This is a genomic window from Nostoc sp. EspVER01 (genome assembly GCF_034530635.1).
Lineage (GTDB): Bacteria > Cyanobacteriota > Cyanobacteriia > Cyanobacteriales > Nostocaceae > Nostoc.
Genome location: NZ_JAVRCS010000006.1, coordinates 1 through 13,891 on the forward strand (window position 1 = coordinate 1; position 13,891 = coordinate 13,891).

General features: G+C 42.8%; 8 protein-coding genes. 5 read left to right on the forward strand and 3 right to left on the reverse strand.

From position 1 onward, the window contains the following. Positions 1 to 142 precede the first annotated feature (142 nt). From glyQ to RMX69_RS07040, 4 genes are all read left to right on the forward strand, one after another. Positions 143 to 1,042 (forward strand): glycine--tRNA ligase subunit alpha, encoded by a 900-nt coding sequence (glyQ, locus tag RMX69_RS07025; protein ID WP_322637005.1) that lies wholly within the window; start codon positions 143 to 145, stop codon positions 1,040 to 1,042. Between the two features lie 506 nt (positions 1,043 to 1,548). Next, the gene (locus RMX69_RS07030; protein WP_322637006.1) at positions 1,549 to 3,903 is read left to right on the forward strand and encodes a ComEC/Rec2 family competence protein; all 2,355 of its coding nucleotides are present in this window, start codon (positions 1,549 to 1,551) and stop codon (positions 3,901 to 3,903) included. Positions 3,904 to 3,948: 45 nt separating this feature from the next. Continuing rightward, a complete protein-coding gene (locus RMX69_RS07035) occupies positions 3,949 to 4,386 on the forward strand; it encodes an NADAR family protein (RefSeq protein ID WP_322637007.1) in 438 nt (145 codons plus the stop codon). 372 nt (positions 4,387 to 4,758) lie between these two features. Further along, positions 4,759 to 5,784 (forward strand): tetratricopeptide repeat protein, encoded by a 1,026-nt coding sequence (locus RMX69_RS07040; protein WP_322637008.1) that lies wholly within the window; start codon positions 4,759 to 4,761, stop codon positions 5,782 to 5,784. A gap of 27 nt (positions 5,785 to 5,811) precedes the next feature. Here the strand turns inward: RMX69_RS07040 and RMX69_RS07045 are convergent, their stop codons facing one another. After that, positions 5,812 to 6,510: a phosphoribosyltransferase gene (locus tag RMX69_RS07045; protein ID WP_322637009.1), complete on the reverse strand. Its 699-nt coding sequence runs from the start codon at positions 6,508 to 6,510 to the stop codon at positions 5,812 to 5,814. A 191-nt stretch (positions 6,511 to 6,701) separates the two neighbouring features. Between RMX69_RS07045 and RMX69_RS07050 the strand changes: the two genes are divergently transcribed. Then, entirely contained in the window at positions 6,702 to 7,382 is a 681-nt protein-coding gene (locus tag RMX69_RS07050) for a uracil-DNA glycosylase (RefSeq protein WP_322637010.1), read from the forward strand. Positions 7,383 to 7,775: 393 nt separating this feature from the next. Here RMX69_RS07050 and RMX69_RS07055 read toward each other — a convergent pair whose 3' ends face one another. After that, positions 7,776 to 11,822 carry a DNA-directed RNA polymerase subunit beta'' gene (locus RMX69_RS07055; RefSeq protein ID WP_322637011.1) on the reverse strand — a complete coding sequence of 1,349 codons (4,047 nt, stop codon included), beginning with the start codon at positions 11,820 to 11,822 and terminating at the stop codon, positions 7,776 to 7,778. A gap of 102 nt (positions 11,823 to 11,924) precedes the next feature. Beyond that, a complete protein-coding gene (locus RMX69_RS07060) occupies positions 11,925 to 13,802 on the reverse strand; it encodes a DNA-directed RNA polymerase subunit gamma (protein WP_012411285.1) in 1,878 nt (625 codons plus the stop codon). Positions 13,803 to 13,891: the final 89 nt, after the last annotated feature.

The window sequence follows — 13,891 nt, forward strand, 5'->3', positions numbered from 1 at the left end:
AATATAGCGAACCTATCTCCTTGTGTCAACTATTTTTCCCAAAATAACTTTGGACGGTTTTTCTGTCTCCTGAAACTAACTACAGTGTTGGGTTGTAGGCAACAATGGTTTATGCACTGTGTTGACTAAGGATGGAACAAGCGTGAATTTTCAGTCGATAATAAGTTTACTGAATCATTTCTGGGGCGATCGCGGTTGTCTTATTGCCCAGTCATACGATATTGAGAAGGGGGCTGGTACTAAGAATCCCCAGACTTTTTTAAGAGCATTGGGACCAGAACCCTGGGCTGTTGCTTATGTTGAACCCTGTCGTAGACCTACTGATGGACGCTACGGCGAAAATCCCAACCGCTTTCAACACTATTATCAGTACCAAGTTCTGATTAAGCCATCACCAGATAATATTCAGGAGATTTATCTTGATTCGTTAAGAGCTTTAGGTATTCGTCCTGAAGACCACGATATTAGGTTTGTAGAGGATAACTGGGAAGATGCAACTGTGGGAGCTTGGGGTACTGGGTGGGAAGTATGGTTAGATGGGATGGAAGTTACTCAATTTACCTACTTTCAACAGTGTGGAGGAATTGATTGCCGTCCGGTGTCGATTGAAATTACATACGGGCTAGAGCGGCTGACAATGTATCTCCAGCAAGTAGAAGCATTTACTAAGATTCAGTGGACAGACAACATTACTTATGGCGATGTTTTCCTGCAAAGTGAGATTGAGCAATGCACATACAACTTTGAAGCGTCAAATCCTGAGTTGCTACTGACATTATTTAATTTGTATGAGCAGGAAGCTACCCAATTGACAGAGCGAGGATTGGTAGTGCCTAGCTTAGATTATGTAATGAAGTGTTCACACACATTCAATCTGCTGGATGCTAGAGGTGTGATTTCGGTGACGGAGAGAACTCGCTATATTGGCAGGATTCGGTATTTGGCTAGGAAGGTAGCTCATTTATATGTTGAGCAAAGGGAGAAGTTGGGTTTTCCGTTGCTCAAAGATACTGTGAGTTCAACAGGAAGCCCTATATCCTAAAGGGTGCGGCTACCCGAACTACAGTTTTGTGTAAAATAAGAGCGTTTTTGAAGGCAGAGGAACGCAAAGTAAAGGCAAAAGTACGCAGGCAGGGTCGTACCAAATTTAATTCACTACGATTTTGTGTTCTGTTTATCCTTGTGGCACAGAGGTTTAAGCCAGGTATATTTTTTTGATCTGGCTTTTGCTAAAGGATAGAAGTACGGTTAAATATTGTATCTAGAACATTAAAGCTACAAGAAGGATAAGGCCCGCCTGTGCGGGCTTTGTTTATATAAACTTGATGGATTATACTCACCACAAGCATAAAAACTTTTCGCTGTTGCTGATTAGAGAGATAAAAAGCTCACGCAGAAGTGCTTCAAGCACAGATAATAAGAATTTGGAATATTTGATTTTTGACTTTCATAACCAAATTCAGCAACGCCGACTTTTCTTTATTGCTGCCCTGTCTATATTTAAATCACCTGCAAATTCGGGTTGCCAGGTGCTTTTACAAAAATCTTATGATTCAAACCAGTGGTGTAATTATTTGTCTTGGCTACATTTTTGGGTTGCTGCTTACAGCAGTTCCTTGGGGTGGTGTGGGGATTTTGGTTGTGGGGATTGTGGGAGCAATACTCTTTAGAAAACGCACCACACTACAGCAATTTGCTCAGAAACCGGAAAATGCTGGAAGCAAAAATAAGGCAGTGCCGAATATTTGGCAAAGTACTCCCCATCCTCGAATATGGCTAGCTGCTGGCTTGGTGGGATTATTGGCAACTTTATATTTTCAATGGCGAATGCCACAACCGGGTGCAAAAGATATTAGTCAGTTTGTCCCGCCTGGAAATAGCAGCAATCAAGAAAAACTTGTGATTGTACGCGGTGAAGTGGCGAGTAATCCCCGCTTAACTCGCAGTCAGCGAGGACAATTTTGGCTGGAAACGACTCAGTTAGATGAAGTTAAAAATGATAAAGGTTCAGCAGGTGTCCCACAAGGGGTTACAGGCAAATTGTATGTGACAGTCCCCATACTTCAGGCTACTGGGTTATACCCTAGTCAACAAATTGCCGTGACTGGGATTTTGTACAAACCAAAGGCGGCTTCCAACCCTGGCGGTTTCGATTTTCAGAAGTTTCTCAAGCAGGAAGGAACTTTTGCCGGTCTAATTGGGCGACAAATAAATGTTTTAGATCAGGAACGTAAATGGGGATGGTGGCAAATTCGGGAGCGAATTGTGCGATCGCAAGTTCGTTGGTTGGGTATTCCTGAAGGACCTCTTGTCAGCGCAATGGTTTTAGGTAGCAAAGCTGTTGATTTACCCTACGATATCCGAGACTTATTTGTACAAGCCGGATTAGCTCATGCTTTAGCAGCTTCTGGGTTCCAAACCTCTTTGATTCTGAGTTTAATCTTACAGTTAACGAGACGGGCAAGAAAAGGAACACAATTTACCCTTGGGTTTTTGGGTTTAATCATTTTTCTGAGTTTAACAGGGTTTCAACCTGCGATTCTCAGAGCTGTAATTATGGGTTTTGCGGCATTAGTTGGTCTGCTATTAAAAAGGAAGGTAAAACAGTTTGGCTCGTTACTATTAGCAGCAACTCTGCTATTAGTTTTTAATCCTCTATGGATTTGGGATTTAGGTTTTCAATTGAGTTTTTTAGCAACATTAGGATTAGTTGTAACAGTACCCGCATTAGTCAATCGCCTAGCATGGCTACCACCTGCGATCGCTGCTTTAATTGCTGTTCCCCTAGCTGCAACTATTTGGACTTTACCTGTGCAACTTTTTGTCTTTGGGGTTGTACCATCTTATAGTCTGTTGCTGAATGTGGTTAGTACTCCATTAATTTCGATCATTAGTATAGGTGGAATTATCAGTGCGTTAGTAGGTTTAGTTTGGACTGAAGCAGGAAGCCTCCTAGCCGGGGTGTTACATTATCCTACTGATTGGCTAATTAAACTAGTGGAATTTTTTAGCAATTTACCTGGAAATTCTGTTGCCGTAGGCAGCATATCTACTTGGCAGCTTTTAGCAATTTATATACTAATTGTATTGGTCTGGCTAGTGCGTTGGTGGCAAAGGCGGTGGTGGTTTGCTAATGTGATTGCGATTGGTTTAGTATTCATCCCACTTTGGCACTCTAAAAATACATTGTTTAGGATAACTGTCTTAGAATCTGGGACAGAACCAATTGTAGTTGTTCAAGATCGAGGTACTGTAACTGTAATTAATAGTGGTGATGAAGGTACAGGACGTTTTACAATTTTACCGTTTTTACAACAGCAGGGTGTAAATCAAATAAATTGGGCGATCGCAACTGATTTTCAAGGCAATGAAAGTAATGCTTGGTTTGAATTAATGCAACGTTTACCAATTAGTAATTTTTATGAATATTCCAACCAAACAGATAATTCTATTACAAATCAGGCAATTCAACAGGAACTACAAAAACATCAAGGAATTTATCAAACTTTAGCAGTTGGGCAAGCTGTGAAAACTGGTTCTATAGTAGCCCAGCTAATCAACGACCAATTACCAATTTTACAATTGCAAATTTTAGACCAGAATTGGTTATTAATAGGTAATGTTAAGTCTAAAGAGGTACAGCAACTAGTTAAAAATGGAAATTTGCCTCGACCGCAAGTGCTTTGGTGTGCCCCTGAGTCATTGAAAGATTTAGTTATTGCTCTGCAACCACAAGTAGCGATCGCTTCTTCTGCCAACTTTGATCCAAAAACTTTATCTGAACTGAATCAAAATCAAACTAAACTGTTCTTTACAGGACGAGATGGGGCTATCCAATGGACTCCTAATGGTCAGTTTGAGGCCTTTATTGAATCAACAGAAAACAAATCATCTGTTTTATAAAAAACTTAAAAATTCAGTAAATTCAAAAAAAGTGAATCAAATTTTATGACAATTTATTTTTATAATACTCGTGAAGAGTATGGCTGTTTCTCTAACTTTTCGTCCCACGGCTTTGAATTAGATGGATTGTATTGGTCAACTAGCGAACACTACTTTCAGGCGCAAAAGTTTGTGGGTACACCTCATGTAGAACAAATCCGCCTAGTTAAAACACCTAAAGATGCAGCAAGAATGGGGCGTGAGAGAACGCGTCCCTTACGCCAAGATTGGGAACAGGTTAAAGATGACATTATGCGGCAAGCTGTGCTGTGTAAATTTCAAACTCATACAGATATTAGAGATATCTTACTTTCTACAAACAATGTAGAAATTGTTGAAAACTCACCTATCGATTTTTACTGGGGTTGCGGAGCCGATGGGAGTGGTAAAAATATGCTAGGGAAAATTTTAATGGAAGTGCGGAGTATTTTGCACCATACATAAAGGAGAGATATTGATAATAAAACTATTAAATAAGCTTGTCAAAAATAGTTTTTTAATCGAACTACTCTAGATGTAGAGAACACGAATAAAGAACAAATAGAGACGATCACAAACACTCTAATGTTGCTATATATTTATTACTCTTCATGAGTAGAAATCTGAAAGCCTCGAGTAACGATCGCTATATAAACTTTTACCTTTTCTAAACTTATGCTGTGGTAAAGCAGACTGATGAAAGATGCGTCCTGGTTTTGGGAATACTAGATTTAACACCAGATTTTGCAGGAAGAAGTTGATGTCTAAAATGCGAATGGAATAACCAGATCGAAAAATACAGTTCCCTTGCAATTACCCATAACATACCTAAAACCAGTGAAGCGTAATACAATTACCCATGAATTTGACTCTGGTTCACAAGCAGAAATAATACCTCTACAAGAAAGTAATGACCATTTGTCAGAAGCGTCCAAGCTACTAAGGCAAGGAATTCAACAGCAGCAAGGTGGCGAATTAATAACGGCTATGAAGTCTTTACAACAATCCTTGGGGCTATTTCAGGCAGTTGGCGATTTAGAAAAACAGGCACAGGTACTTTCTTTTTTAGGATTGGTAACTTACAGCGCTGGAGACTACAAAGGTGCTATCTCTTACTCCCAACAGTGTTTGTCTTTGCTTAATAACACCTCAGATTTAGCATTGCAGATGCAAGCACTTTCCCATTTAGGAAATGCATACCGTCATTTGAACGATCATAATAAAGCTATTGAGTTTCTAGAAAAATGTTTGAAAATAACGCAACAGTTGCAAGACAAACGCAGTCAAGTCGCGGCACTCAATAATTTGGGATTGGTGTATAAAGCTTTAGGTAATTTTACACAGGCTATTGAGTATCAACAGCAAAGTCTAGAGATTGTGAGGGAACTCAAAGATAATTGGGGGGAGGAACAGGTACTCAAGAATTTGGGTAATGCTTGGTATGCTTTAAACAATTACCCAAAAGCGATCGCCTATTATGAGCAATGTGTAGTACTATCACGCTCCTTAAAAAATGTTCGCAGTGCTTCTCAGGTGCTAAAGAATCTGGGCAATGCTTGTTATGCTTTAGGTGATTATACTAAAGCCATTAAGTATTATGAAGATCGATTGCAATTAGCCAAAGAAATTCAAGACAAGCGTAGTGAGGAACAGTCTTTAAGTAGTTTAGGAGTTGCTTGTGAAGCTTTGGGTGACTATAACAAAGCAATTACGTATTATGAAGAACGTTTGCTGTTAGCTAGAAATATCAAAGATCGTCGCAGTGAAGAACAAGCTCTTGCCAGTCTGAAAGTCGCTTGCTACGCCTTGGGTGATTACGCCAAAGCTATGCAATATCAGCAGGGAACATCTTCAAATAGTTAAAAAGCAAGACCGGAAAAGAATTCAAAATTACTCGCATAGATCAATTCCCCCGATTGTTTTTTGTTGTTGGAGATATACGAGAACTTCTAATGTATCTACTTGGGGAAATTCTGCGTAAAAATTACTCACACTCCAGAAGGGTTCGGGTGTTTCCAAGACTATTGTGCGATCGCCCCACTGTTCTAACCAAGGTAGCAATTTTTGTGGCGCTACTGGAGTACATAGCCAAACTGCTGCTGGAGAAAGCGCTCTCATAGCATTTGCTGCTACCGCTATTGTCATACCTGTAGCAATGCCATCATCAACTAAGATCAGCGTAGCATTCTCTGCATTCACCTGCGGACAAGCAGGGATTAATTGAGCCTCAAGAGACTTAGCAAGGTTTATCGCTTTATTTAAAGCTATTTCTCGCCACCGCGCATCATATTTAGAGCGAAATAGCTTTTGATCGGCCCAAAGAACATTTCCAGAAGTAGTCACTGCACCAATTGCTAACTCTGGGTTTTCGGGATGGCTAATCTTTTTTGCCACAACGATTGTCAACGGACAATCTAAAAGACGTGCTATTGGTGCTGCTACTGGTATACCCCCTCTTGGCAAAGCATAAACAATTGGTACAGGCTTTACCCCAGAATCAATAGTTTGCTGAGTCAAAACATCATGAATTACTCGCGCCAATACTTCACCCGCATGGGTACGATCGGCGAAAAGTGGGGTATATGACATGGTTTCCCCCAGCATCTTAGGACGGCACTGCTTTTATCATGACTGAATTTTGTCTCAAATTAACTGATACAATAAGATTTGTATAAATAATTAAGTATTCAGCAAAAGTTTATTGTACTGATAAATATCCAGCCAAAGGGCTATTTAAATCAGATATAACAACTGGTGCTGATGCCAAAATCCTGATTTTCATGAGCAGCGAAACCCAACTCAGCCTCTTCGACGACTCAACTTTTAATCAACGAGAACTGATTCCTACAGACGCGAAAATTCCGATCGCTCCCGGAACTTATTCTGACATAACGGAGTTGACACAGCATTGCGATCGCTGCCACCGTTGTCCATTAGGAGATACTCGAATTCATGCTGTTGTCGGACGTGGTAATCTCAAAGCACCAATTATGGTTATAGGGGAAGCACCAGGTCAAAATGAAGATGAAACGGGTTTACCATTTGTAGGCAGATCGGGACAATTGCTGGAGAAAATTTTGGCATCGGTGAATCTAACTACTGAGCATGATGTATATATTGCCAATATCAATAAATGTCGCCCCCCAGATAATAGAGTTCCCACTCCTGTAGAGGTGGCGGCTTGTCTACCATACCTACTAGAACAAATTCGCTTAGTTGACCCCAAAATAATTTTGTTAACGGGTGCGACTGCTGTCAAAGGTATCACTGGCGATAAGCGGGGAATTACGAAAATTCGCGGTCAGTGGCTAGAGTGGGAAGGGCGTTTATGTATGCCAATTTTTCATCCTTCTTACTTGCTGCGTAACCCTTCTAAAGAAAGAGGTGCGCCAAAATGGTTGATGTGGCAGGATATCCAGGTAGTACGTGCCAAGTTAGACGAAATTCAAAATAACAGCTAATGCTTAATCCCCTCTTTTTCCAGGGTTATGATTACCAATATCTTTTCAATTACTCACTTGGTTGCTATCCCAGTTGGAAAGAAATTCTAAAGCTAATAGCTAAAGTCTTCTCAAGAGGACTAAATTTAAGATTTTAAGCGATGTAAATGACTAGACTCTGTATGTGAAAGAGAAAATTTCAGTATATTGATTGCGATCGCTATTTTAACGTGAGTTTCCAACGGAGGCACACGTTATTTTAATTGAATATAACGACTTGCTTGTTAGGGGTAAAACTGGAACTAGCGCGCCCCTTGCCAAGGGGTGCGCTAGCACAGGTGAGGTACTTTGGTTATGGGTAATTGAGCAGACTCAATATTACCTTTTACCTTTTAGACGCGAAATTTCAAGTCTCTATTCGTCGTCGAAATCATCTTCGTCGTCTTCCTCTTCTTCCTCGTAATCGTCGTCGTCTACTACTTCGTCAGCAATTAATTCATCTTCTTCATCTAGAATTGACCTTTCTGCACGTCTGCTGCCAAAGCCAGATTCCCCAAGAGTAGGAGAATCTAAATTATAGGTGCGAGCTGTGCGATCATCTAAGACCATATCTAGGGGATCGTCAACTTCATCTAACACACTACTGGTAATTTCAGCAGCATAGTCATCGATCGCTCCTGGTTCTTCATAGGTATTATATCCAGTACCAGCCGGAATCAATCGCCCGATAATCACGTTTTCCTTTAATCCGCGCAGCCAGTCAGATTTGCCTTCGATAGCTGCTTCGGTGAGTACCCGTGTTGTCTCTTGGAAGGACGCGGCGGAAATAAAGCTGTCGGTGTTCAACGATGCTTTAGTGATCCCCAATAATACTGGGGTATACTGTGCCCTAGCACCGCCTGTAATTGCCATAGCTTCGTTCACCTGCTCAACTTGACGCAGTTCCACCAATTCGCCGGGAAGCATTGTGGTGTCACCACCATCATCAATCCTAACTTTGTTGGTCATCTGGCGAACAATCACTTCAATGTGCTTATCGGAAATATCAATCCCTTGAGACTGGTACACCATTTGCACTTCATTCACCAAGAAAGTCTGTACCTTTTGTAAAGCAAGGCTAGCACAAGCATAGATTCCATCTTCGGAACCCAAGCTAAAGAAGATTTCCAAAATTTCGTGGGGATTGGATGGCCCATCAGTTAACGGTTGTCCCGCTAATACTATTGAGCCATCTGGCACAATTAAGTTTTGTCCAGGTCCCAGAGGATAATCTGTCACCACGCCATTTGATTCTACGACCTTGATGGCGATCGCTTCATCACCATCACCGTAAACTACCTTAACTTCGCCGCCCCGCCGACATAAGATGCACGCTTCTTTCGGTTTACGAGCTTCAAGTAGTTCCTCAATCCGGGGCAAACCTTGAATGATATCTCCGGTTTTGGCGCGTTCAAACACCAGCAACACCAAGTTATCACCCCGTTGTACCAAATCGCCGTCTTCTATCTGCAACACAGCACCAGGGCTGACTCGATAAGGGCGACCGATACGGGTAGTAATAACGTAGTTTTTACTACTTAAAGCTGATTCCCCACCAGATGCAGCAGCGACACTTTTAACATCCACTACTTGCCCTGATTCTGGGGCAAAAACTCCAGGAGCGACTTCTGTACCTTCTACTAGCAAGTCACCCACTTTTACCTTTGGCTGAGTACTAGTATTAATGGGAAGCCTGTCAGCGTCGCGCAACACTAAACAGCGACGCACGTTTTCTGTTCCTTTTTGAACACCTCGTACTTCCCCGCCTTCTTTACACAAGATTTGGGTACGTGCGACTACAGATCCTGGGGCGATGGTTAGCCCATCGTGTACCTCAAGTGTTGTCTGGGTGCTACCTTGGGTGGCATCGGCGGTAATATCTCTACGAATTACCAAGGATTCCAAAATCACTAGTTGTAAACGTTGAACTTCTGGGTCTTCAGTATCCTCTACTAATTCAATATCTGCTGCCAGGGGTGAAGCATTATGGTCTTGTTCCCCTTCTTGCTCAATTTCCAGCACTAGCTGGGTTCGCAGCAGTTCTACACCTTCAACAGATTTGACGCGTTCTGAATCTTTGTAAGGTAGTCGCTGCACCGCTCTTAATTGAATCGATCGCCCGGTTTGTTGACTTACCGATGTCGTTGATGGCACATCTGGATTATCAGGGACGGCAAACTCAACTACTGGACGGCTCAACAGGGCGGGTCCTTCTGGTGTCTCTACATACTGGATATAACGCAATTCCGTAGCGACATTACCTTGGAATTCCTCACCTGGTTGGATGAAAGTGTTATCTCGCCCGATAACAGATTCGGGATCGTCCACCATCAGTAGTTCCCCTGGCTTCACCACCACTTCCCGCAGGATGTCGTTTTTCTGGGTCACTTCTACCACACCACTGTTTTGGCAGAAGATATCTTTTACCACTTCGGTGCCAGCTTCGACAAACTGACCGTCTTCCACCAACAGCAAGGAGATATCTTTATTAACTTCGTGGCTTTCTTCGGGAATCCACAACAGTGTACCGCCCTGGACGACTTCATAACCCAGCTTGGCTTTGCCTTTTTTCTGGACTTCGACACCTGCAAATTTCAGGAATCCACCAGTGGTTGTGCGATAGCGGTCATCAATTAACTCAGCTACCACTTGACCATTCTGCACTTTTGTGCCTGGTGTAGCTCGGAGGTTAAATACTTGGTTGTTGCCAGTAGAAACTAAGTAGTTATTGCGACCTTGGGAACTTTGGACTGTCACCGTTGCTTGGTCTAAGACCACAGAAGCGGTGATAATCTCAATTTCCCTGGTACTCTTACCTGGGGTAGCTTCTGGCAAGCGCACCACACCGCCATGCAAACTGGTTAACTTGGTTTCTGCTAAAACTCCATTAGAAGCGATCGCATCACCATTTTTCACCACCAATTCTGCACCAGGTGGCAAGTTGTAAACTTCCCCAGACAAAATCCAAATCAAACCACCACGCGCGGCTGTGGTTGTAGTATTGCCTTGACGGTCAGTTTTTTGTTCTGGAACAACTTCGGCAAATTGCACTTCCCCTGCTAAGTCAGAGGCGACATCTTTAACTGCTTTTTCTGTATTAGTCCGAGTTGTGCGTCCACCAAGGGCAACCTCTGCCAACAACTGACCTTGTTTTACCTTATTTCCATCAAATACATATAGTGTTGAACCTTGGGTAAGATGAACCTCTTGGTTCTCTGGGGTAACATCACCTACTTTTGTTGGCTCCAAAAGCATGATGCCATTAGCCTCAACATAGAGGGCATCTTCCCCGTGGCGGGTACGATATGTTCTAGTTTTCAGTTTGCGGGGAAGTTTGACAGTCCCATCAATTTTAGAACGAACTTGTTGTGCTACTTCTCCAGTAAACACCCCACCAGTGTGGAATGTCCGCATGGTTAACTGAGTACCAGGTTCGCCGATACTTTGGGCAGCAATAATCCCTACAGCTTCGCCCAAGTCCACCATCTTGGCGTGTGCCAAACTCCAACCGTAGCAGTGTTGACAGACAGAACGGGCAGCTTCACAAGTTAGTGGCGATCGCACCACAACTTCTCCCACCCCAGACTTTTCAATTTTCTTCGCCAATTCTTCAGGAATTGGCGAATTGCGTGCTGCAATCAATTCTTTTGTGACCGGATGCACTACATCTTCGCCAATTACCCGTCCCATTAAGCGGGTTGCCAAAGGAATCAAGGTTTTGGCACCTTCTGTCATTGGTCGAATGGCAAGACCTCTGGTAGTCCCACAATCAAATTCCCGAATAATTACATCCTGGGAAACGTCCACCAATCGGCGGGTGAGATAACCAGAGTCAGCCGTCCGCAACGCAGTATCCACCAATCCTTTTCGGGCACCGTAAGACGAAATAATGTATTCCGTCACAGTTAGCCCTTCACGGAAGTTGGTTTTGATCGGTAAATCGATAATTTCCCCTTGAGGATCTGCCATCAGTCCCCGCATCCCCACCAACTGCCGGACTTGTGAGATGTTACCCCGTGCCCCGGAGAATGCCATCATATATACGGAGTTCAGGGGATTCGTCTTCTTGAAGTGAACGACTACTTCGTCTTTCAAAGCTTCACTGGTACCATTCCAAGTATCGATTACCTTTTGGAAGCGTTCTACTTCAGTGATTTCTCCCCGTTGATAACGGGTTTCAGTAGCGCGAATTTCTTCCTCGGCTGCTTCTAAGAGCAATCGTTTAGTTGGTGGTATCATCAAGTCATCTACACTGATGGAAACCCCTGCTTTGGTAGCATAGCGAAATCCCAAATCTTTCAATTTGTCCGCCATCACTGCGGTTCGCGCTGTACCATAATTCGTAAAAGCCCAAGAAATTAAATTTCTCAGTTGACCTTTGTCAACCACGCGATTGCGAAAAATCATTTTTTCGTTAGTCATTAATCATTAGTCCTGAGTCATCAATAATTAATAATTCGTAATTCGTAGTTCGTAATTCGTAATTAAAGAATTAATTACGAATTACAAATTAGAAATTACGAATTAACTTGCTAGTGCTTCCTGAATGGCATTGTTGTAAATAACGCGGCCAGGAGTTGTGTATATATACTGTGAAAGTACATTGCCTTTAGCGTCTTGTCTGACTCGACGGAACTTATAGAGTAATGTGCGAGTACCATCCTCGTTTTCCGTCACTTTCACGGGTTCTGTATCCGGTTGGTCTGATTCTATTTCGCCGTCAAACCTTACGTAAATATAGGCGTGCAAGTCAATTTGATCTTGCTGGAAAGCCATAATTACATCCTCTAGCGAAGAAAAGTAATTTCCTGCTCCTTTTGTCGCACCGGGATTTTCTGCTGTTAAATAATAGGCTCCCAACACCATATCTTGGCTAGGCGTGATGATCGGTTTACCTGTGGCTGGTGACAAAATATTGTTAGAAGCCAACATCAACAACCGCGCTTCAGCCTGACTTTCTAACGACAGAGGGACGTGTACCGCCATTTGGTCGCCGTCAAAGTCGGCGTTAAACGCTGGACAAACCAGAGGATGCAATTGAATTGCTCTACCTTCTACTAAAATCGGTTCAAAAGACTGAATACCCAAACGGTGCAATGTTGGTGCCCGATTTAGCATTACAGGATGTCCTTCAATCACCTCTTCTAACACATCCCAAACACTGGGATCATTGCGGGATATCAGCTTTTTCGCAGCTTTGATGTTATTCACCATACCGCTACGAATCAGGCGGTTAATCACAAATGGTTGAAATAGCTCAATTGCCATTTCTCTAGGCAAACCGCACTGGTGAATTTTCAGCTTTGGCCCGACCACAATTACCGAACGTCCAGAGTAGTCAACTCGTTTACCTAACAAGTTTTGTCGGAAACGTCCTTGCTTACCCTCAATAATGTCGGACAAAGATTTCAGGGGTCGGTTATTTGCCCCTACCACAGTGCGTCCCCGACGACCATTGTCAATCAAAGCGTCCACTGCTTCTTGCAGCATCCGCTTTTCGTTCCGCACAATAATCTCTGGTGCCAAAATTTCTTGCAAGCGTGCTAAACGATTGTTCCGGTTAATTACCCGCCGATACAAATCATTCAAATCGCTAGTAGCAAACCGTCCGCCATCTAGTTGCACCATTGGCCGCAAGTCGGGCGGAATCACGGGAATAACTGCCATTACCATCCACTCTGGTTTAGAACCAGTAGCGATGAAGTTGTCAATCACCCGTAGTCGCTTAATTAGCTTGGCTCTCTTTTGTCCCTTGGCGTTGCCAATTTCTTCGCGTAGGCTTTCGGCTTCTTGTTCCAAATTGATATCGGCAAGCAAACGCAACAGCGCTTCAGCCCCAATACCTACCTCTACGCCTTGCAGCACAGAATCTTCGCTATAAATTTGGTCTTCTATTTCCAACCACTGGTCTTCACTCAGTAGTTGTTTGTAAGTTAAAGTTTCGGCATTACCTGGACTCAGGACAACATAAGAGTTGAAATAGACAATCTGCTCGACATCCCGCAAGGGCATATCCAACAGGATGGAAATATAGCTAGGAATACCCTTGAGATACCAAACATGAGCTACTGGTGCGGCGAGTTTAATATAGCCCATGCGGTGACGACGCACCCGTGACTCGGTGACTTCTACACCACAGCGCTCACAAACAATACCTCTGTGACGAACTCTCTTATACTTGCCACAATGACATTCCCAATCTTTCGCTGGGCCAAAGATGCGCTCACAAAACAAGCCATCCATCTCTGGCTTGAGAGTTCGGTAGTTAATTGTTTCTGGCTTGGTAACTTCACCGACTACTTGACCATTGGGCAATGTTCTCTCGCCCCACTGGCGAATGCGTTCAGGGGAAGCCAAGCCGATTTTTACGTAGTCAAACTGATTAGTTTGGGCAGGTCTCATACTTAATTCGTAATTCGTAATTCGTAATTAACAATTTCTAATTCGTAATTAACAATTTTTAATTCGTAATTCGTAATTGAAGAATTAAT

Coding starts and splice junctions, on each gene's coding strand:
- RMX69_RS07030 (WP_322637006.1), top strand. CDS start 1,549: ATGATTCAAACCAGTGGTGTAATTATTTGTCTTGGCTACATTTTTGGG.
- RMX69_RS07035 (WP_322637007.1), top strand. CDS start 3,949: ATGACAATTTATTTTTATAATACTCGTGAAGAGTATGGCTGTTTCTCT.
- RMX69_RS07045 (WP_322637009.1), bottom strand. CDS start 6,510: ATGTCATATACCCCACTTTTCGCCGATCGTACCCATGCGGGTGAAGTA.
- RMX69_RS07050 (WP_322637010.1), top strand. CDS start 6,702: ATGAGCAGCGAAACCCAACTCAGCCTCTTCGACGACTCAACTTTTAAT.
- RMX69_RS07055 (WP_322637011.1), bottom strand. CDS start 11,822: ATGACTAACGAAAAAATGATTTTTCGCAATCGCGTGGTTGACAAAGGT.
- RMX69_RS07060 (WP_012411285.1), bottom strand. CDS start 13,802: ATGAGACCTGCCCAAACTAATCAGTTTGACTACGTAAAAATCGGCTTG.